22 protein-coding genes are annotated in these 19,556 nt (G+C 63.2%); 12 read left to right on the top strand and 10 right to left on the bottom strand.

Going from position 1 to position 19,556, the window contains the following annotated elements; translation table 11 throughout:
• Position 1 precedes the first annotated feature (1 nt).
• The 9 genes from cbiE to KVP70_RS06325 all read left to right on the top strand — a co-directional run bounded on the left by cbiE (position 2) and on the right by KVP70_RS06325 (position 7,160).
• Positions 2-1,312: a precorrin-6y C5,15-methyltransferase (decarboxylating) subunit CbiE gene (gene cbiE, locus KVP70_RS06365; protein WP_217941308.1), complete on the top strand. Its 1,311-nt coding sequence runs from the start codon at positions 2-4 to the stop codon at positions 1,310-1,312.
• Entirely contained in the window at positions 1,305-2,111 is an 807-nt protein-coding gene (cobI, locus tag KVP70_RS06360; protein ID WP_217941307.1) for a precorrin-2 C(20)-methyltransferase, read from the top strand. Before cbiE ends, cobI begins: the two co-directional genes overlap by 8 nt.
• Positions 2,108-2,869: a cobalamin biosynthesis central domain-containing protein gene (locus KVP70_RS06355; protein ID WP_217941306.1), complete on the top strand. Its 762-nt coding sequence runs from the start codon at positions 2,108-2,110 to the stop codon at positions 2,867-2,869. Before cobI ends, KVP70_RS06355 begins: the two co-directional genes overlap by 4 nt.
• A complete protein-coding gene (locus KVP70_RS06350; RefSeq protein WP_217941304.1) occupies positions 2,866-3,270 on the top strand; it encodes a cobalamin biosynthesis protein in 405 nt (134 codons plus the stop codon). The genes KVP70_RS06355 and KVP70_RS06350 overlap by 4 nt, the downstream gene beginning before the upstream one ends.
• Positions 3,267-4,259 carry a precorrin-3B C(17)-methyltransferase gene (gene cobJ, locus KVP70_RS06345; protein ID WP_217941303.1) on the top strand — a complete coding sequence of 331 codons (993 nt, stop codon included), beginning with the start codon at positions 3,267-3,269 and terminating at the stop codon, positions 4,257-4,259. The genes KVP70_RS06350 and cobJ overlap by 4 nt, the downstream gene beginning before the upstream one ends.
• Positions 4,256-4,603, top strand: coding sequence for a (2Fe-2S) ferredoxin domain-containing protein (locus tag KVP70_RS06340; RefSeq protein ID WP_217941302.1), 348 nt, complete (start codon positions 4,256-4,258; stop codon positions 4,601-4,603). The genes cobJ and KVP70_RS06340 overlap by 4 nt, the downstream gene beginning before the upstream one ends.
• 521 nt (positions 4,604-5,124) lie before the next feature.
• Positions 5,125-6,003 (top strand): ParA family protein, encoded by an 879-nt coding sequence (locus KVP70_RS06335; RefSeq protein ID WP_217941301.1) that lies wholly within the window; start codon positions 5,125-5,127, stop codon positions 6,001-6,003.
• The gene (locus KVP70_RS06330) at positions 6,000-6,461 is read left to right on the top strand and encodes a hypothetical protein (protein WP_217941299.1); all 462 of its coding nucleotides are present in this window, start codon (positions 6,000-6,002) and stop codon (positions 6,459-6,461) included. The genes KVP70_RS06335 and KVP70_RS06330 overlap by 4 nt, the downstream gene beginning before the upstream one ends.
• Before the next feature lie 6 nt (positions 6,462-6,467).
• Positions 6,468-7,160: a hypothetical protein gene (locus KVP70_RS06325; protein WP_217941297.1), complete on the top strand. Its 693-nt coding sequence runs from the start codon at positions 6,468-6,470 to the stop codon at positions 7,158-7,160.
• A 443-nt stretch (positions 7,161-7,603) separates the two neighbouring features.
• Here KVP70_RS06325 and KVP70_RS06320 read toward each other — a convergent pair whose 3' ends face one another.
• Genes KVP70_RS06320 through soxC form a run of 10 tightly spaced genes read right to left on the bottom strand, consistent with a single transcriptional unit; the run spans position 7,604 to position 15,863 of the window.
• Positions 7,604-8,029 carry a DsrE family protein gene (locus KVP70_RS06320; RefSeq protein WP_217941296.1) on the bottom strand — a complete coding sequence of 142 codons (426 nt, stop codon included), beginning with the start codon at positions 8,027-8,029 and terminating at the stop codon, positions 7,604-7,606.
• On the bottom strand, positions 8,026-9,000 hold the full coding sequence (locus tag KVP70_RS06315; protein ID WP_217941295.1) for an MBL fold metallo-hydrolase: 975 nt from the start codon (positions 8,998-9,000) through the stop codon (positions 8,026-8,028). Before KVP70_RS06315 ends, KVP70_RS06320 begins: the two co-directional genes overlap by 4 nt.
• Positions 8,997-9,434, bottom strand: a complete 438-nt coding sequence (locus tag KVP70_RS06310) for a thioredoxin domain-containing protein (protein WP_217941293.1) — start codon at positions 9,432-9,434, stop codon at positions 8,997-8,999. Before KVP70_RS06310 ends, KVP70_RS06315 begins: the two co-directional genes overlap by 4 nt.
• A 6-nt stretch (positions 9,435-9,440) precedes the next feature.
• Entirely contained in the window at positions 9,441-11,159 is a 1,719-nt protein-coding gene (gene soxB / locus KVP70_RS06305) for a thiosulfohydrolase SoxB (protein WP_217941291.1), read from the bottom strand.
• A 24-nt stretch (positions 11,160-11,183) separates the two neighbouring features.
• Positions 11,184-11,804: a sulfur oxidation c-type cytochrome SoxX gene (soxX, locus tag KVP70_RS06300; RefSeq protein WP_217941290.1), complete on the bottom strand. Its 621-nt coding sequence runs from the start codon at positions 11,802-11,804 to the stop codon at positions 11,184-11,186.
• 12 nt (positions 11,805-11,816) lie between these two features.
• Positions 11,817-12,623, bottom strand: a complete 807-nt coding sequence (gene soxA / locus KVP70_RS06295; protein ID WP_217941288.1) for a sulfur oxidation c-type cytochrome SoxA — start codon at positions 12,621-12,623, stop codon at positions 11,817-11,819.
• Positions 12,624-12,633: 10 nt separating this feature from the next.
• Complete coding sequence (gene soxZ / locus KVP70_RS06290) at positions 12,634-12,945, bottom strand: thiosulfate oxidation carrier complex protein SoxZ (protein ID WP_217941287.1); 312 nt, start codon at positions 12,943-12,945, stop codon at positions 12,634-12,636.
• 23 nt (positions 12,946-12,968) lie between these two features.
• Positions 12,969-13,427, bottom strand: a complete 459-nt coding sequence (gene soxY, locus KVP70_RS06285) for a thiosulfate oxidation carrier protein SoxY (protein WP_217941286.1) — start codon at positions 13,425-13,427, stop codon at positions 12,969-12,971.
• A gap of 31 nt (positions 13,428-13,458) precedes the next feature.
• The gene (locus KVP70_RS06280) at positions 13,459-14,529 is read right to left on the bottom strand and encodes a c-type cytochrome (protein WP_217941283.1); all 1,071 of its coding nucleotides are present in this window, start codon (positions 14,527-14,529) and stop codon (positions 13,459-13,461) included.
• Positions 14,529-15,863, bottom strand: coding sequence for a sulfite dehydrogenase (soxC, locus tag KVP70_RS06275; RefSeq protein ID WP_217941281.1), 1,335 nt, complete (start codon positions 15,861-15,863; stop codon positions 14,529-14,531). The genes KVP70_RS06280 and soxC overlap by 1 nt, the downstream gene beginning before the upstream one ends.
• A gap of 133 nt (positions 15,864-15,996) precedes the next feature.
• Here soxC and KVP70_RS06270 point away from each other — a divergent pair, with 133 nt between their 5' ends.
• The 3 genes from KVP70_RS06270 to KVP70_RS06260 all read left to right on the top strand — a co-directional run bounded on the left by KVP70_RS06270 (position 15,997) and on the right by KVP70_RS06260 (position 19,553).
• Positions 15,997-17,529, top strand: a complete 1,533-nt coding sequence (locus KVP70_RS06270; RefSeq protein ID WP_217941280.1) for a methyl-accepting chemotaxis protein — start codon at positions 15,997-15,999, stop codon at positions 17,527-17,529.
• 231 nt (positions 17,530-17,760) lie between these two features.
• Positions 17,761-18,855, top strand: a complete 1,095-nt coding sequence (locus tag KVP70_RS06265; RefSeq protein ID WP_217941279.1) for an SGNH/GDSL hydrolase family protein — start codon at positions 17,761-17,763, stop codon at positions 18,853-18,855.
• A 20-nt stretch (positions 18,856-18,875) separates the two neighbouring features.
• Positions 18,876-19,553: a hypothetical protein gene (locus KVP70_RS06260; RefSeq protein WP_217941278.1), complete on the top strand. Its 678-nt coding sequence runs from the start codon at positions 18,876-18,878 to the stop codon at positions 19,551-19,553.
• The last annotated feature ends 3 nt before the right edge of the window (positions 19,554-19,556 follow it).

Raw genomic sequence — 19,556 nt, 5'->3', positions numbered from 1 at the left:
CATGGAACTACAAGACCCCAATCCCTGTCGCGTGATCGGTGTGCTCGACGATGGCATCGCCAGCTTGAGCCAGACCGCGCTGGCCTTGCTGCGCAACGCCGACGTGATCATCGGCGGCGCCCGCACGCTGGCCTTGCTGGCGCGCGAGTTCAAGCCCGGCGCCGTGCGCCACGACCTCACCGGCAAGCTGAAAGACGTGCCGGAATGGGTGCGCGCCGCGCGCGCCGACCATCTGGCCTGCGTGGTGCTGGCCACCGGCGACCCGCTGTGCCACGGCATCGCGCCGTATCTGGCGCAGCATCTGTGCGTGCAGGCGCTCGACATCCTGCCCAACCTGTCGACCCTGCAGCTGGCCTGTGCGCGCATCGGCCTGGCGTGGCAGGACGCGCGCATCGTCTCGGTGCACGCCAGGGATGCCGGCGAATGGCGGCGCGGCAGTGTGCCTGGCCATGGCCTGTACGCGCTGGCGCAGGCCGCGCGCCAGCATGCGCGCCTGCTGGTGCTGACCAGCCCTGACAACTCCCCGGACCGCATCGCGCGCCTGCTGCTGGCCGAAGGGCTGGGCGACGACTTCCTGATGGCGGTGGCGGAAAACCTGCTGCAGCCGGAAGAGCGGGTGGTGGCGGAGCTGACGCCGCAGCAGGCGGCCGAGATGCGCTTCGCCGCGCTCAACGTGGTGCTGCTGTGGCGCGTGACGCCGGCCGCGCGGCCGGTGCGCTTCGGCCTGGCCGATGCGCAGTTCGCGCAGCGGCAGCCGGAGAAGGGCCTGATCACCAAGCAGGAAGTGCGCGCGGTCAGCCTGGCGCGCCTGCAGCTGCGGGCCGACAGCGTAGTGTGGGACATCGGCGCCGGTTCCGGCTCGGTGGGGCTGGAGGCGGCGCGACTTTGCCCGCAAGGCCACGTCTACGCCACTGAAAAGAACGAGGCGGATTACGCCATCGCCGGCCAAAACCACGCCAACTTCGGCGTCAGCAACTACAGCCTGTTCCTCGGCAAGGCGCCGGAGGGGCTCGACGCCTGGCCGGACCCGGACGCGGTCTTCGTCGGCGGCTCCGGCGGCGAACTGGCGGCGCTGATCGGCGGCGTGATGGCGCGCCTGCGTCCCGGCGGCACGCTGGTGATGAACTTCGTCACGCTGGAAAACCTGGCCACCGCCACCGCCACGCTGCAGGCGCTCGACGGCGCCGAGTGGGATGTGCTGCAGCTGCAGGCGGCGCGCAGCAAGCCTATCCTGCACATGCACCGCATGGCGGCGGAGAACCCGGTCTGGATCGTCTGCGCGCGCCGCGCCGGGGAGGCCGGCGATGAGTGAGTTGAAACAGCCAGGCACCCTGTGGGGCATTTCGCTCGGCCCCGGCGATCCGGGCCTGATCACGCGCGCCGCATGGGAAGCGCTGCAACGCCGCGATACGATCTGGGTCTACCCGGCGCGTAGCGGCAAGACGCCCAGCTACGCCTTCGACATCGTGCAGCGCGCCGGCGCCACGCCGCCCGAGCTGCACACGCAGCTGCTGTTCCCAATGACGCACGACGGTGAAAAACTCGGCCGGGCGTGGCTCAAGGCCGCCGGCACCGTGCTGCCATGGCTGCGCGCCGGCCGCGACGTGCTGTTCCTGGTCGAAGGCGACGCCAGCACCTACGCCACCTTCGGCCACCTGGCCCGCACCGTGAACGCGCTGGACTCCGGCGTGTCGGTGCAAATCATCGCCGGCGTCAACGCCTTCACCGCCGCCTGCGCGCAAGTGCCGGTGCCGTTCGCGGAACAGGATGACACGGTCGCCATCGTGCCCGCCGCGTATGGCGTCAGCGCGGTCGAGCGCCTGCTGCCCGACTTCGACACGCTGGTGCTGATGAAGGTGAAGCCGTTGATGGATGAACTGATCGACTGGCTCGAACGGCGCGATTTGCTGGCCGACGCCCACTTCATCGAACGCGTCGGCGCGCCCGACGAGCGCCGCTTCAGCGGCAACGACATCCTGGCCCTGCGCGGCACCAAGGTCAGCTACCTGTCGCTACTGATCGTCAAACACGGACACCGCATCCGCGGCGAACGCATCAAGGGCTGCCTGAAGAAAGACAGCCCGCAACCCCAAATCACGGAGACCGCATGAGCAGCGCACCTATCACCACCGAAGCACCACGCGTATGCCTGGTCGCCATCACCAAGCATGGCGCGGCGCAGGCCGCGCGCCTGGCCGCCGACCTGCCGGAAGCCGACATCTGCACCTCGGCCAAATTTTCCGCCGTGTTTGCGGAGGCCAGCAACACCGTGCGCGCCTACGACGGCGCATTGCGCGACGAGATAGGCCCGCTGTTCGCCGGCTACGACCAGATCATCTTCTTCGTCTCGCTGGGCGCCGTGGTACGCCTGATCGCGCCGCACCTGCGCAGCAAGGATGAAGACCCGGGCATCATCGTCGTCGACGATGCCGGCCAGTACGTGATTCCGGTGCTGTCCGGCCACGTCGGCGGCGCCAACGAGTGGAGCGAACGGGTGGCCGACCTGCTGGGCGCCGCGCCGGTGCTGACCACCGCGTCCGACGTCGGCCGCACGATACCGGTCGATATCCTCGGCCGCCACCTGGGCTGGAAGGTGGAGGCGCCGAAGATCAACATCACGCGCGTGTCGGCCCACGTGGTCAACGGCGAGCCGATCGCCTTCGTGCAGGAGGCGGGCAGCCCGGACTGGTGGACCCGTCCCACCCCGCTGCCGGATAACATCCACCGCTTTGCGCGCTTCGACGACGTGCCGCTGGACCGCTACGCGGCGCTGCTGTGGGTCACGCACGCCGACGTAACCGCCGAGCGCTGGGATGCGCTGACCGAGCGTCTGGTGGTGTACCGCCCGCCGCAGGATAACGCGGCATGACGCAGTTCACCGTGGGCCTCGGCTGCGACCGTGGCGTGCTGCTGGAAACGCTGCGCGAGGCCGCGCAGGCGGCGCTGGCCGCCGCCGGCGCGCATGCCGGGCAGGTGGTGGCCGCCGCCAGCATCACGCTCAAGCAGGACGAAGCCGCGCTGCTGGCACTGGCGGCAGAAAACGGCTGGCCGCTGCATTTCTACGAAGCGCAGGAACTGGCCGCCGTGGAAGTGCCGCACCCGTCGGAAACTGTGCGCCGCTACACCGGCACGCCGTCGGTGAGCGAAGCGGCGGCGCTGCTGGCCGCTGGACCGGATACGCCGATGACCGCGCTGGTCGTCGAAAAACATAAACTCAAAGGAGCAGATGGCCGCAATGCCACCGTCTCCATCGCAAGGAAACAACCATGAACGAAGCATACGTCCCGACCGCCGGCAAGATCATGCTGGTGGGTATAGGCCCCGGCAGCGTCGACCACATGACCAAGCGCGCGCGCGACGCCATCGCCGAAGCGGACGTCGTGATCGGCTACGTCACCTACATCAAGCTGGTGGCCGATCTGATCGAAGGCAAGGAGATCATCCGCAAGTCGATGACCGAGGAGCTGGACCGCGCCGTCAGCGCGCTGGAGGCGGCGCGCGCGGGCAAGAAGGTGGCGCTGATTTCGTCGGGCGACGCCGGCGTGTACGGCATGGCCGGGCCGACCTTCGAGGTGCTGTTCCAGTCCGGCTGGACGCCGGACGACGCGGTGCAGGTCGAGATCATCCCCGGCGCCTCGGCGCTCAACAGCTGCGCCGCGCTGGTCGGCGCGCCGCTGACGCACGACTTTTGCGCGATCTCGCTGTCGGACCTGCTGACGCCGTGGCCGACCATCGCCCGCCGCCTGGACGCGGTGGCGATGGCCGACTTCGTCGTCGCGCTGTACAACCCGAAGAGCGGGCGCCGCACGCGCCAGATCGTGGAGGCGCAGCGCCTGTTCTTGCGCCACCGCCGCGCCGACACGCCGGTGGCCATCGTCAAGAGCGGCTACCGGCGCCGCCAGAACATCGTCTTCACCACGCTGGACTCGATGGCGGAGGCCGACATCGGCATGCTCAGCACCGTCCTGATCGGCAACAGCAACACCTTCGTGCGCCATGGCCTGATGGTCACGCCGCGCGGCTACGCCAACAAGTACGACATGGAGGAGGGCGGCGCCACGCGCGAAGGCGAACGCGCGGGCCGTTCGCTGTCGACCGGTTTGCTGGGCTGGCTGGAGACGCTGCAGGCCGAGCACGCGGCCGGCGACAGCATCGCCACGCTGGCGGCGCGCCATCGCCTGCCGGCCGACTACATCCGCGACACCCTGAGCGAGCCGGTGGAAGCTGAAGGCGTCGCCAGCGAGGAGAGCGAAGCATGAGTGAAGCCGTCGTCAAGCCGAAGATCGGCAACTACCACCGCCACCTGCTGATCTGCACCGGCCCGCGTTGCAGCGAAGACGGCGCGTCGCAGGCGCTGTTCGACAGCCTGGGCGGCAAGTTCAAGGCTGCGGGACTGGATGCCGGCGAGTTGCGCGTCAAGCGCAGCCGAGTGGGGTGTTTTGCCGCCTGCAAGGGCGGCCCCATCGTCTGCGTGCAGCCGGATGGCACGTGGTACTACAACGTCACGCCCGAGAACATGGACCGCATCATCGACGACCATTTGTGCAACGGCAAGCGGGTCGAGGAACTGGTGTTCCATCAGGCCGGCGCGACAGTGGAGTAGTGGCGGGGTCAGTTCCGAAGCCCCAATCTTCCTTACGGCTTGATGTAGGCGTAGCCTTCCAGTGCATGTAGTCGGCTGATTTCCACCACGCCGGAGCGAGCGGTGGGGGCAGTTCCGGCAAAGTGCCATTTGGCGGGTTGCCGGAACTTAACCCGGCTTGGATGTTCTAGGGCGTGCATTAGAAAGGCGGCCCAGTGCTAACGCTCCAAGATTGGTTGAATATGACGCGACAAGTTGAACGTATGATGGCGTGCTCTATGACTTGGAAATTTGCAGTACGATCATTGGAGTTTTCCTGTGTAGTGATCTTGCTGCCTAATTTTGTGCCAACTTGCAAGTGAGCCGAATAGGTTTCCTACAGTTATTGTGATATATTTAATATAAGCAACTAACGAAGGTTGAACTGTCTTGTTCTGATAGTCGTTGACGTTTCATATATAAAAACGGAATACGGTTCACTTCCAACTTTGCAGGCGCTTCCCAGAGCGTAAAATAATATTTCCATTGCTAAGGGGCAATAGTTGGCTACTAAACCGAAAAAGATTGAAACTCCAGTCGTAGCAGTTTTAAACATGAAGGGAGGCGTTGGAAAGACGACTATATCGGCGCACGTATTTCGTCACCTATATTCGCATCTTAAAAAACGTGTTTTATTAGTGGACTTCGATCCTCAATTTAACTTAACACAGGCAATCATGCCTCAATTAAGTTATGAAAAACATAAGGCCGCAGGACGTACAATTTTAAGTGTGATGGAAGATAGCAGTGCTCCGTCTATTTTTAAAGTCAACAGCAATTTAGGACCTCCGCCGGGTCTTGATAGTGTAGCTGTAAGACTTAGACATTTCAAAAACAATAGTCCTGATCTTTTGTTGGTGCCAGGAGATTTCGATATGGTTAAGTACTCAATGATCGGGGATGGAAAAATTCTTGAACCGGTTAAGGCAAGATTTCTCCAGTTTATTGAAAATTCGCGTGCTGATCGAGATTTAATTTGTATTGATTGCAACCCAAGTAGTTCGTTTATGACTATCTGTGCGTTACAAGCGGCTACTCACGTTGTTGTACCTGTGCGTCCAGATAGATATTCGATATTGGGACTTAAGATGCTCAATAGGTTTATTTCTGAAGTGCCACAAATTACGAAAAAACCGGAACTAATTGTACTGCTTAACGGTATAAAACCAAGCGGATACGATCCAGCGGTAGAAAATGCTTTACGAAGTGACCCAGAATTTGGCCCAATAACTTTAGCAAAAAGCCTTAAAATATCTAAAGTATTAGAAGCAACCGTCGGGTACACAGGGTTTGCTACCGATAAAGAAGGACAAGCATGGCGTGTGACGCCCAATATATCTGCTATTGTTGATGAACTAGGAGTAGCATTAGGATTGACATGAAATCACCTTACTTGGAAATATGTCGATTGCTGGCCTCCTCTGGCTATTCGCTTCGAGACATATCTGAATTTTTGGATTTCTCAATGCGCCAAAGTCCAAATGGGACTGTGCGTGAGATTGAGGCTATGCGGCACGAAATAAACCATTGGATATCAAATACTGATTTTGATGAGCCACGGGATTATTCGCATTCAGAATTTAATGAAACCGCTCAAAAAGTAGAACGTCTTCTCATTTATGATGTGGGAATGCCAAAATCTGTGGCTATTGAGATTTTGTCGCACGAACTGATACTCAGATATCCAGGATTATTGCTTCCACCCGAAGGTCGGAAGGGATTTTTAGCGTGGATACGTAGGGTGGCGTCGATTGTGCCTGAAAAGGAACTTTTGCATATTGCAACTAATATTCGAAATCGTTCGGTGCATGACTTGCCGACTGATTGGCGACTTAAATAAATAATTATGCATAAAATACAGACGACTGAACTTAGACAAGCTGCAAGTGATTTTTCCGTTTCATATGGCGAGAATTTGTCTGCCTTGGTAGAAGTGAATACTGATTTATTAATACACTGGCTAAAATATCTAAATTCTTTTCATAGAACTAATGTTGCTGATTCATTACTTGATGGCGTTGCCTGCTCTATCCGCGAAGGAGCGGGCGTATTATCTTTGGGACTGATGAGACAAGCGCTATTTTCATTGCGTGGACAAGTTGACCTTATGCTTGCATGGCTTTACTTTAAAGATCATGAAGTCGAATGGTCTCATGTTAACGATACTGCGGATGGGTTTAAATTAAAAAAAGATATTTTAATGTATCTTGAACAAAATTTTAATAAATTTGGACATCGTATGGCGATACTACGTCTTATAAAGACTAGAAAGGAATTGGATCCATATCGCCTTCTATCTGCTCATGTTCATGCCCAAAGTGATCCAGTTCTACCAAATGTAAGTGAACTGAAGGAGTTAATTCAATCCGAAAATTTATGCCGTGAATGTGCGACTGTAGCTTTTGAAGTGAGCGAATTTTTAAATGATATTTTGCTTTCTATTTATTTAAATAACTGGGCATCACTTCCAGTTGAAATTAGAAATCGAGTGGAGTCGAGGTTCAAAACGCCAGAACAAAAGAAAACTTTCTTTTCGTAAATAAAAAACATATATCCACTATTGTAGGAATATGGGTGGGTATGGTTCGTAGATGGCGAGTATCGTTTAATCATCAACGTCAACGAATAATTTTGGTTTAGTCTACTTATTCCTTAATTGACTAAATAGAGGAGTTCGTCCAAATGGCGGGTTGAGGGAGCGCTTCAGATAGCTGAGGGAGCCGCCATCGATTCGCTAAACGCTCATTAGTTTAAGATAGTTGTTTCATAATTAACTAAAATAGGTTGTGTTTGACGATGGATGGTAAGAATATGGTTCCGAAATTTGGCATGGGTAAAGTTATGATTCTGGTCCGAAGAAATACGGAACAATTTGACTTAATGCTTCATGGTGCCCGATGCTGGACTTAGGACAACGCGGCGAAGTTATTCTTCAGGCTTCGACCCAGTTATGGTCTAGGCAAACGTGTCATAACATATCGCCTACGGCTTGATGTAGGCGTAGCCTTCCAGCGCCTGCAAGCGGCTGATTTCCGCCACGCCGGAGGGGACGATGGTCGCTTCCGGCAACACCTTGTCCTTGCCGAGGTTGCGCGCTTTCAGCGTGTTATTGCAGACGCGGAACTGCACATGGCGGGCCGCCAGCTCCTGCACCACCACCTCGTACGGATTGCCGTTCTTGTCCATCGCGCCTTCGAGCAGGAAGTCGATGCCCGGACCCAGCGCCACGACCACGATCTGCACATTGGGACTGGCGTCCAGGTGGTTGCGGATGTTGCGCAAGCCGCCCATGGCGTTGCCGCTCTCGCTGAAGTGATAGACCACTTTTTCCACGCGCGGCGCCTCGGCCTGTGCCGCCTGGGCGCACAACAGCATCAATGGCAACAACAGGATACGGAAGAGTTTCATTTGGCCTCCTTGCCAGATTGCAGAGTTTCTTTTTCCATCAGCAGATACGTGCCATAGGCGTTGAGCCGGTTGGCCTGGCCGAAGGCAGGGTAGTCCTGGAACGCGGACCAGTCGGTACGCGCATAGGCCTCATCAAAGGATAGCAGTTCCTGCACGGCATTGCCCATCTGTTCGCGCAGGTAGCGCAGATAGCGTTGGGTCAGCAGCATGTCCTGGCGCGGCGCGCGCGAGGCCGCGCCATGGCCGGGGATCACCACGGCCGGCTGCGCGTCGAGCATGCGGTCGAGCGCCTGCAGCCAGCGTTTGCTGTCGGCGTCGCCGACATACGGCAGGCGGCCGCTGAAGAACAGGTCGCCCGCGAACAGCACGTGGTCTTCCTCCACCAGCATCAGCAAGTCTTCCGGCGAGTGGGCGCCGCTGCTGTCGATCACGCGGAAGTGCAGGCCGCCCAGTTCGAAGCGCCAGGGCTGGCCGTCGGCGAAGTCCAGCCAGCGGTCGGCCGCCACCAGTTCCGTGCGTTCGTCCACCCACGGCGCCAGCTCGGCGCGGCGCTGCGCCAGCCGTTCGCGCGCCAGGTCCGAGCGCAGGTAGTCGCGGCCGTTGCGATGGGCGGCGATCACCACGCCAGTCTGGCGCAGCGCTTGCAGGCCGTAGAAATGGTCGGCATGGTAGTGCCCGACGATCACCGTCTTCAACGGCGCCGATGTCACCTGGCGGATCGCCCGCAGCATGGCGGCGCCCAGCGCCGGCGTGGCCAGCGCGTCGTACACCACCACGCCGGCCGGCGTGACGACAAAGCCGGCGTTCGACATGAAACCCTGGTTGGCCTGGCTGGCCATGCCGGCTTCACCCTGGAAGTAGTAGACATGGGGGCTGACCTGGATCGGCTTGAGCACGATGTCTGGCGCAGCCTGGGCCGCAAGCGCTGGCAGCACCGCAGCCAGCAACAGCAGTCGGCGGACGAGGTTCATAGAGTTTCCTTGGGCGAGGCGAGGGCGGCGGCTTGCGCCTGTTGCAGGCGGCCGTCCAGATAGGCGCCGTAAAAGCCGGCCTGGTCCAGGCCGGGCAAGGGGGCGGCCAGCGTGCGGCCTCCGCCGCCGAGAAATAATACCGTGGGGAAGAAGCTCACATGCAGCAGGTGCAGCACGTCGGCGACGGCTTGCAACTGTCCGGCCGCATCGACCAACCGATCTACCGTATCGCTTTCCAGCTCGCGCAGCACCAGCCGCGGATTGCCTTCGCGTAGCAGCGGCGCCAGGTAGTTGCGCCGCACTTCCAGGCAATACGGGCAGTCCCGGCGCGACACCAGCAGCACCAGCACCGCCGACGGCGCCGCCAGCGCGGCCAGTTCCGCCCGCAGATCGCGCAGCGGCGGCAACAGGGGCGCGTGCAGGGCGTCGGCCACGGCGGCTCAGACTGCCATGCCGGGATTGCCGGCCGTGCCCACCAGCGTCGGCTGGTCGGGACGGCGCGCGCGCACCACCGGATGGGCGCGCAGATAGGTTTCCATCACGTCCCAGATCGGCGCGCCGCTGGCGCCCTCGGCCACCGGCGCCCAACCGGCCACCTTGTAGGTCTTGTCCGCATCGAGCAGCTTGCCGCCCAGCCGCATGTCGCTGATGCGCCGGCCGCTGGCCGCGGCCGGCGTGCAGGTGTAGCGCATGCCGCCCACGCGCACCATGTCGCCGCCCTGCTGGTAGTAGGGGTCCGGATGGAACAGGTTGTCGCACACGTCTTCCATGATGGTCTTGATGGTGGCGCCCGTCATCTCGGTCAGCGTGGTGGCCGGGTAGGTGATCGCCAGCTGGTCCATCAGGTCGCCGCGCGTGATGGGCGCACCCGGCAGCAGAGAGGTGCCCCAGCGGAAGCCCGGCGAGAACGCCAGGTCGGCGCCCTTGACCGCCAGCAGGCCGTCGACGATCAGCTGGTCCCAGCTGCCGTTGAAATTGCCGCGCCGGTACAGCAAGCCTTCGGTGACGGCCAGCGTTTCATCCAGCTTGGCGCGGAACGGCGCGCGCACCGCGTCGATGTGCGCCTGCATGGCGCGGTCGGCCGGCAGCAGGTTGGAGAACACCGGCAGCAGCCGGTACTGGTAGCCCTGGATGCGGCCGTCGCGCACGTCGAAATCGAGCACGCCGAGGAACTTGCCGTTCGAGCCGGCATTGGTCACCAGCGTCTGCCCGCCCTGGTTGGACACCACCACCGGCGTCGGCACGCCGTCGTGGGTGTGGCCGCCGAGGATGGCGTCGATGCCGACGACGCGGCTGGCCAGCTTCAGGTCCACGTCCATGCCGTTGTGCGACAATAGCACCACCACCTTGGCGCCCTTGGCGCGCACTTCCTTGACCAGCGCCTGCAAGCGCTCCTCCTGGATGCCGAAGCTCCAGTCCGGCACCATGTAACGCGGGTTGGCGATCGGCGTGTACGGGAAGGCCTGGCCGATCACGGCCACCGGCACGCCGTTCATTTCGCGCCAGCTGTAGGGCGCGAACACGGGATCGCCGAAATCGGCGGTCACCACGTTCTGCGCGATGAAGTCGACCTTGCCCTGGAAATCCGTCTGCACGATTTCCTGCACCCGTTGCGCGCCCAGCGTGAACTCCCAGTGCGGCGCCATGATCTGCACGCCGAGCAGCTTGGCGGCGTCGACCATGTCCTGGCCGTTGGTCCACAGCGCCGTGGCCGAGCCCTGCCAGGTGTCGCCGCCGTCGCACAGCACGGCGTGCGGGCGGCTGGCGCGCAGCTGCTGGACCAGGGTGGACAGATGGGCGAAACCGCCGACCTTGCCGTACACCTTGGCGGCGGCGGCAAAATCGAGGTAGGTGAAGGCATGCGCGCGCGCCGTCTTCGGCGCGATTTTGAACTGCTTGAGCAGGGCGTCGCCCACCAGGTGCGGCGCCTTGCCGGCCGCCTCGCCGATGCCGAGATTGACGCTGGGTTCGCGGAAATACAGCGGCCGCAACTGGGCGTGGCAATCGGTGATGTGCAACAGGCTGACGTTGCCGAACTTCGGCACCGCATACAGCTGCTCGGCGGCGCCGGGCGTGGCGGCCAGACCATCCTTGCCGGCCAGGGCCAGGCCGCCGGCGCTGGCGATGGCCAGCATTTGCATGAATTCGCGTCGTTGCATGGAGTAGCCTGGCTCAGGTTCGGATTACTGGTTGACCGGCGATTCAGGCGCCAGCAGCAGCGCCATCACATCCTGCATCTGCTTTTCCGTCAGGATGCCGGCGGCGCCGAAGCGCGGCATCGTCGAGCACGCCTGGAAGGCATGCGAGTTGTAGATCTTGGTCCAGGTGTACTTCAGGTTGTCCGGCGTCGGGCCGCCGCGCAGCTTGCCGTACTGGTGCAAACTGGGGCCGATATTGCCGAAGGCGATTTCCTTCGGGTCCAGCTTATGGCAGGCATAGCAGTTGCCGCCGGCCGGCGTCCCTTTCGGATCGGACGATTGCAGGCCGCGGCCGTTCTGCGCGACCTTTTCGCCTTCCTTCCAGTCGCCCAGGTAGTTGCCGTCGGCCGGATAATGCACGGTGACCGTGGCTTGCTGTTCGATCTGCTTGCGCTGCGCCGGCTTCAGCGGGCGCTGCGCATCCTGCGAGCACAGGCGCTGCGCCTCGCTCTGTTCCAGGCGATCGACGGTGGCTTCGTTCTTGTCGCGGAACGAAGCCTTGAACGCGGCCAGGTCGGCGCTGTCCTTGGCCGTCGGCCCGGCGGCCAGTGCGGCGCTGGAGGCCAGCACGCCCAACAGGGCGGCGGTGATGAATTTGCTTTGCATGGACACTCCGTATCAGCGTTTCAAGCCCGGCGCCGCCATCGTGCCGCCCTTGGCGTTGACGCCGAGGTAGGTGATCAGGTCGATGGCGGTCTGGGAGTTGTATTCCAGTTGCGGGAAGCGCTGCTGGCGGAAGCAGTCGGCCATGCGCCACTGCATGGTGCGCACCGCGCCCTGGCTGACGCGGTAGGCCGGCCAGCTGGCGAAGGCGCCGCGCGCGGCGGCGGCCTGCTGCAGGTTCGGCAAGTCTTGCAGGCGGATGCGCTGGTCGTTCTTGCTGTGGCAGGAGGCGCAGGAAAAATCATGCGGGCCGGCGCGGTAGAAGAACGCTTGCTTGCCGCGCGCATATGCGGCTTTTTCCTCGGCGTGCTGCTGCGGCAGATTGATCTTCATGTCGCGCGAGGCGGCCGACACGTAGGCGGCCAGCGCCTCCATGTCGGTGGCGCGCTCGCCCTGCTCGGAAAACGGCTTGCGCACGATGTCGGCGCGTTCGATGCCCTGCAGCGTCACCATGCAATGCACCAGGCGCGCTTCGGCGTCCATCACCTTGCCCGTGTCCTTGAAATAACGCGGCAGCTCAGCATAGGCGCCGGCCACCACGCCCGGTCCCTTGCCCAAGTCGCAGGCTTCCAGCGTGGCCTGCTTGGGGCCGCGCTTGGTGGTCCACAGCACTTCGCCCTGGCCTTCGACCAGCTCGGCGGGGTTGCCGTCGGCCAGCATGGCGCGGTATTTGGCGATCTCGTCGCTGGCGCTTTGCGCGACGGCGCTGCCTGCAATGACCAGCCCCAGCAGGCTGGCCCAGGTGACACGGGATAGTGACATGATGGCGGCCTCAGGCTACGGTGACTTGGTCGGTGCGGCTCTCGCCCAGATTGTCCTGCCAGCTGACGCTGACCGTGTCGCCCTTGGCGCCGCCCTTGAACTTGAAGGCGAGGTAGGGGTTTTGCGAGACCGACTGGCCCCACAGGCATTGCAGCACCACGCGCTCGCCGTGCTTGACGGTGACGTCGGTGATGTAGTGCGCCGGCACCACGACGCCGGCCGCGTCCTTGCGTATGCCGGCCTCCATCGGATGGGCCATCAGTACTTTGACTTCCGTGACGCCGTTGGCGGCGTTGGCACGGATTTTCATTGGATCTGCCATGTCTGCTCCTGTTCTGTTACTGATTAGCCGCCGCAGCCGCCCAGCGTGACCTTGGTTTCCTTGGTCGCCGAATACAGCTTGCCGTCGGCGGTCTTCACCACAGCCACCACGTTGGTGCTCTGGCCCATCTTCAGGCGGCTCTGCACGGCGGCGTTGGTGCCCTCCGGAATGCGGAACATGGCGGCCAGCGGGTTCGGATTCTTTTCGACAAAGAAGTAGATTTCGCTGGTGCCGGGAATATTGGACGCCACGCCCACCGGCACCACGGCGCCGTTTTCAGCGATGTCGGGCGAGGTGATGACGATGTCCTTGCTGTCGGCAGGCGTGCCGCCGACGGCGGCCAGCGCATCGGCCAGGGTCTTGGCGCTGAAGCCTTCGCGGCCGGTGGCGGCCAGCGCTTGCTGGCTGGTCACCAGGCCACAGGCGACCAGCAAGCCAAGGGCCGAGCTGGTCTTCAATACGGTACGACGGGTGGGGTTCATGCAGTCTCCAGGTGGTTGCGGGGTGGCCCGCTCATTGCGCGCCGCTGGCCAGCCATTGAACGATGGCTTGCAGGTCGGCTTCTTTCAATTGGCTTTGCGGCGGCATGGGCATGGCGCCCCAGGCGCCGCTGCCACCGCTGCGTATCTTGGCTTGCAGATAGGCGGCGCGGTCGGCGCGGCCCTGGTACTTGACGGCGACGTCGCGCAAGGCGGGACCGATGATCTTGTTGCTCACGCCGTGGCATGCCAGGCAGCCGTTCTTGTTCAGCACCTGCTGCGCATCGCCGCCGGCGGTGGCTTTGGCCGGCGCGGCTGCGGCTGCGACAACGGCGGCGGCCGGCGCCAGCGCGGCGCGAGGTGGGCGGGTGGTATCCGTGCCGCGCACGCCGCCCAGCGGACGGTTCTGCTCGGCCAGGTTGCCATGCGCGTTGCGGGCGAAGTCGGGCAGGCTGGAGGTCTGCCTGGCCTCGGTCGGGCAATTCGCCATGCAGGCGGTGTTGAGCACATCGGGCTTGCCCTTGATGTCCCACAGGCCGGGCTGGCGCACCAGGCCATTGCGGTTGGGCAGGTGCTGCTGCACGTCGGCGATGTTGTCGTTGCTCAGCACGAAATCGGCCGGCACCACGCCGCCCAGGTTCAGGATGTGGGCCGTGACGGCGTACACCTCATCCGTGGTCAGCGACTTGGGCGCATCCCAGGGCATGGCGCGGTTGATGTAGTCCCACAACGTGGACAGGTGGGCCACCTTCATCAGCGTGGTGCGTTGCGGCACGCTGCCGTTGGACAGGGCCGCCACGTGGCCGCTCTTGATATCGGCCTCGGTGGTGCCGCCCACGATGGGCGTGAACACCTCGTTCGATTCGCCGAAGCTGCCGTGGCAGCCGGCGCAGCGGTTTTCCCAGACCTGCTCGCCCTGGGCGACGGAGCCGCGGCCCTTCGGCAGCCCCTGGAAATCGGCGCGCACGTCGATATCCCAGGCCTTGATTTCGGCCGGCGTGGCGGCGCGGCCGATGGCTTGCCACGGCGCGTCGGCCGCTTGCGCCAACAGGCAGGCGCCCAGCAAGCAGGTGTTCAGCAGCGCGGCGAGGATAGCTTTTTTCATCAACTCACCTGCACGTTGGAGACTTCACCATTCGGCGACACCAGCCAGGACTGGATGGCGTTGTTGTGATAAATGGAGCGCGTGCCGCGCACCGCGCGCAGCTGGTTGATCTTGGGCTGCACATAGCCGCTGTCGTCGATGGCGCGGCTCTGTAGCACGGCGTTGCCGCCATCCCACACCCAGTCGATATTAAAGCGGGTCAGCGCCTTGTTCTGCACCGGCCCCTCGATGCGGGCGGTGCGCCAGTTGCGGCCGCCGTCCGTGCTGACATCGACCCGCTTGATGCGCCCGCGCCCCGACCACGCCAGGCCGCTGATGTTGTAGTAGCCGCGGTCGAGCAAGGTCTGGCCGCCGGACGGCGTGGTGATCACGCTCTTGCATTCCTGGATAGAGGTGTACTGGCGATGCTGGCCGTCCGGCATCAGGTCGACGTAGTGGATGGTCTCGTCCTTGGTGTCCCACGGCTGGTCGCCCACCTCGATGCGGCGCAAGTATTTAACCCAGCTGACCCCCTGCACACCCGGCACTACCAGGCGCAGCGGATAGCCGTTTTCCGGCCGCAGCATTTCGCCGTTCTGGCCCCAGGCCACGATGACGTCGTCCAGCGCCCGTTCGATGGCGATGGTGCGCGTCATGCTGGAACCGTCGGCGCCCTCGGCCAGCACAAAGCGGGCCTTTTTGCGGTCGATGCCGCACATGTCCAGCAAGGTCGACAGCAGCACCCCGGTGTATTCCGAGCAGGCCAGCATGCCATGCGTATATTGCACCGTCGGCAGCGCGACGTTGCCCCACTCGGCGCCGGTGTTGGCGCCGCATTCGATGAAGTGGATGCGCGACACCGACGGCAGGCGCATCAGGTCGTCCATGGTGAACACGCGCGGCTCGCGCACCAGGCCGTTGATCATCAAGCGGTGCTGGCTGGAATCGATGTCGTGCCAGCCCTGGTGGTGACGTTCAAAATGCAAGCCGCTGGGCGTGATGATGCCGAACAGCCCTTGCAGTGGCGTAAAACTGACGGACGCCTGGCGCACGCGAGTCAGGCCCGGACTCTCGCGGCGCTGCAGATTGCCTTCCCACTTGGACGGCTGGCCGTAGGGCAGGGCGGCGACCGGCTGGCCCAGCGTTTTGCTGTGCGCCGGCAAGGTCAGGATGGCGTCGTCGCCGGCCGCGCTCTGTGCGGCGGCAACGCCGCCCGCAGCCACGCCTGCCCCCATGGCCAGGGCTTTACCCATGAAGCTGCGGCGCGCGGTACGCGCCTGTGCGAGCTGGGCCTCGCCGAGATGATGCTCGGGGGCTTGCAACAGCCTGCCGATGGTGCGTAGCACATCCGTCACGGCCGGTCTCCTTGTGTTTTTGTGGGGATAAGCTTAGCCTGTACAAGTTCTTCTATGCAAGACATTTCCAGTCTCATATCGTTGCCGTTAATGTAGTGAATAAAACCTAGAAAATTCAACAAGGGGAGAACCGATGAAGTTACGCGACAAGATGGTGCTGTGCATGGCGGTGGTCTGTTGTGCTTTCCTCGTCGCGCTGGGGGTGGCGCTGATGGGCATGCAAAGCGCCCGCAACCAGTTCCAGCAATTCCTGGAAGTGGATCAGGCCTTGTTGCAGACCACCACCAACCTGTACGCGCAAGGTCTGCAGATGGGACAGGCGCTGCGCAATGTGGTGCTCGATCCGACCAACAAGGCCGGACACAAGAATATCGACGACGCCAGCAAATCCTTCGCTGAATACCTGCAGGTAGCGCAAGGCCTGGTGACGCCGCAAAGCGAGGCCGGCAAGATGTTCGCGGAGGTGGCGCAATTGCGCGAAAAACAGGCCGGGCTGCAAGCGAAAATCATGACGCTGGCCAAGGACGACCAGCCCGCCGCGATCCAGGTGCTGAACAAGGATGAAACGCCGGTCTGGCGCGTCATGCGTGGCCGCCTGCTGGACTTCCTCAAGGCCAAGAAGGACGATGTCAAGGTGACCGAAGCGAGCATGATCGCCGCCACCCAGCGCACCATGTGGATCAGCCTGGGCCTGGCGCTGGCCACCCTGGTGGCGGCTGGCGTGGTCACGTATTTACTGTCGGCCAATGTGATGCGCCAGTTGGGTGGTGAACCGGACTATGCGGCCGACATCGCGCGCCGCATCGCCGCCGGCGATTTCACCGAAGAGATCCAGACCAGCGGCGGCGACCGCGACAGCCTGCTGTCGGCCATGAAGTCGATGCAGCAAAGCCTGGCCGGCATCGTGGCCCAGATCCGCAGCGGCGCCGAGACCATTTCGACGGCGTCGAGCGAAATCGCCGACGGCAACCTGGACCTGTCCAACCGCACCGAACAGCAAGCCACCTCGTTGGGTCAGACCGCCAGCGCCATGGACCAGCTGACCAGCACGGTCAAGCAGAACGCCGGCAGCGCGCGCCAGGCCAGCGGCCTGGTGGCGGCCACCGCCGCCGTCGCGGTCAAGGGCGGCACGGTCGTGTCCGAAGTGGTGACGACCATGGGCGAGATCAACGATTCGTCGCGCCGCATTGTCGACATCATCGGCGTCATCGATGGCATCGCCTTCCAGACCAATATCCTGGCGCTGAACGCAGCGGTCGAAGCGGCGCGGGCCGGCGAGCAGGGGCGCGGCTTTGCCGTGGTGGCGTCCGAAGTGCGCAACCTGGCCCAGCGCTCGGCGTCGGCCGCCAAGGAAATCAAGGAGTTGATCGGCGTCTCCGTGCAGAGCGTGGAACAAGGCGCGCGCCTGGTCGAGCAGGCCGGCACCACGATGGACGAGATCGTGGCCAGCGTCAATCGCGTCAGCGCCATCATGGGCGAGATCGCCGACGCCAGCGAAGAGCAGACCTCGGGCATTGAGCACGTCAACCACGCCATCGTCCAGATGGACCAGGTGACGCAGCAGAACGCGGCGCTGGTCGAGCAGGCCACGGCGGCGGCGCAATCGATGCAGCAGCAGGCCGCCGAGCTGGCCGGCGCGGTCAGCGTCTTCAAGCTGCGGCGCTAGCTTCATTGTGATTCCAACGCGACAGGAAACCGGTCCTGTCGAGACATTCTCTGGTCCCGTCGAGACAGCCGACCGGCCGGGGAGATCCGCAATTGTGCGCAGGGTAATATTGACCAAGGCAAGCTGGCCGCCGCGATGTGATGGCTCGCGCGGCCGGGCTTGCCGTACGTCGCAGCGCGAGACCCATCACAAAAACAGCCATCTTGCAGATCCCCTGATCGGAGACACCCCATGTCGTACACCCGCTTTCACAAGAAGTCGTTGCCTACGCTATTGTCCTCGCTGTTCCTGCTGGCCCTCGGTGGCCAGGCGGCGGCCAGCACCCTGAACCAGAACGTCTCGTGGACCATCGACCGTCCCGGCACCTCCACCGTCTACCGCGTGGTGGCCTACGGCGATTCGATCTTTGCCGGCTACAACGGCTCCGTCACCAGCGCCGCCAAGTACGCGGCGCCGACCGTGGACGCGGAATACCTGTCGGCGCAATGGAACGCCGACATCGAGAGCGTGCGCCGCACCAAGTCCGGCGCGGTGGCCTCGGACGTGTACAACAACAAGATCGTGGCCGAGCGTTCGTATATGCAAGCCAGTAACACCCGCGTGGTGGCCTTTGAAATGTGCGGCAATGACGGCCTGCAGGCCCGCACCGCCTTCAAGAGCCAGACCGGCACCTGCGACGACAGCGTGCTGACCGCGGCCGAAAGCAGCTGCAAGCAATATGTCGGCGCGGCGATGGACTACATCAACGCCAACGCCTATTCCGGCGTCAAGCTCAAGCTGGTGTCCAACCTGCACTATCCCGGCTACGCGGCGGACAATGTCCAGAGTTCCTGCAAGGACGCATCGACCGGCAAGACCGTCAACATGCAGGACAAGTTCCTGCCTTCGCTGGTGCGCATCAACTTCGCGATGTGCGACCTGGCGCGCCAGAAGGGCTTTGCCTGCGCCGACAACTTCGCCCAGTACATGGGCGCCGACTATGACAGCAACGGCGACGGCAAGGTCGACTCCGACGCGCTGCGCTATGTCGCCGGCGAAAGCCAGGCCAGCTACCTGGCGCGGATCACCACCACCTTGCGCTCGACGCTGCGCGACGCCAACACCCACTTCGTGTCGGCCGGCAGCAGCTACGACTACATCCAGTCGGACGACACCCACCCGACCTACAGCGGCAGCACCGTCACGGCTGGCCTGTTTGGCGGCAGCACCGGTTCCGGCGCGCCGCGCTACAGCACCATCGCCGGCGGCAAGAACCCGATCTGGAACCAGTACGGCCACGAGCGGATGGGCTGGGCGGTGTCGACCTACAACGTCGCCACGCCTTGATGCACGGCTGAGTTGATCCCTTGGCACAGCCTCCCCAGCGGCCTGAAGACGGTAGCGAGACCCCGGGCGCGGGCCGCGCCTGGCGTCCGCGCGCCGGCTTGCTGGCGGCCGCGCTGGTGCTGGCCGTGATCGGCTTCGGCGTGCTGGTCTTCCTGGTGACGACGCCGGACCCCGGCATCGTCGCCGGGGCGTCGCCGCAGCCGCTCGCGGGCGGCGCGCCGGTGACCTCCAGCGCGCCGCCCGCAGCGTCTTCTGTCGCGCCGCAGACCGCGGCGCCGGAAGCGCAGCGCGCGCCGGAAGGCGACGCCGACCCGACGCGCGACCTGAAAAGCTATGTCGCCCGTGGCGAGAAGCCGACCATGCCCGAAGTGATAGAACGCCTGCACGAGCGCGGCATCTATTCCGGCCTCGGCGCGTTTTCGCCACCCGGCACCCGTCCACCCATGGTCGGCCTGGCGGTGCCCGAGGACTTCGTGCTGCCGGAGGGCTACGTGCGCCACCACCAAGCCACCGACGATGGCCAGCGCATCGAAGCGATCCTGATGTTCGCGCCGGATTTCCAACTGTACGACGCCGCCCACAATCCGATTCCCATGCCCAAGAACCGGGTCGTGCCGCCGGAGCTGGCGCCGCCCGGATTGCCGATTCGGCGCATCGTCGTTCCCCCTCCCATAGAACCGGCCGCTCCCGGCCGCTGACCC

Source organism: Duganella violaceipulchra, from assembly GCF_019166075.1.
In the GTDB taxonomy this organism is placed as follows: Bacteria; Pseudomonadota; Gammaproteobacteria; order Burkholderiales; family Burkholderiaceae_D; genus Rugamonas; species Rugamonas violaceipulchra.
Note: the sequence above shows the minus strand (reverse complement) of the source record. Positions and strands in the feature narration are given on the sequence as shown.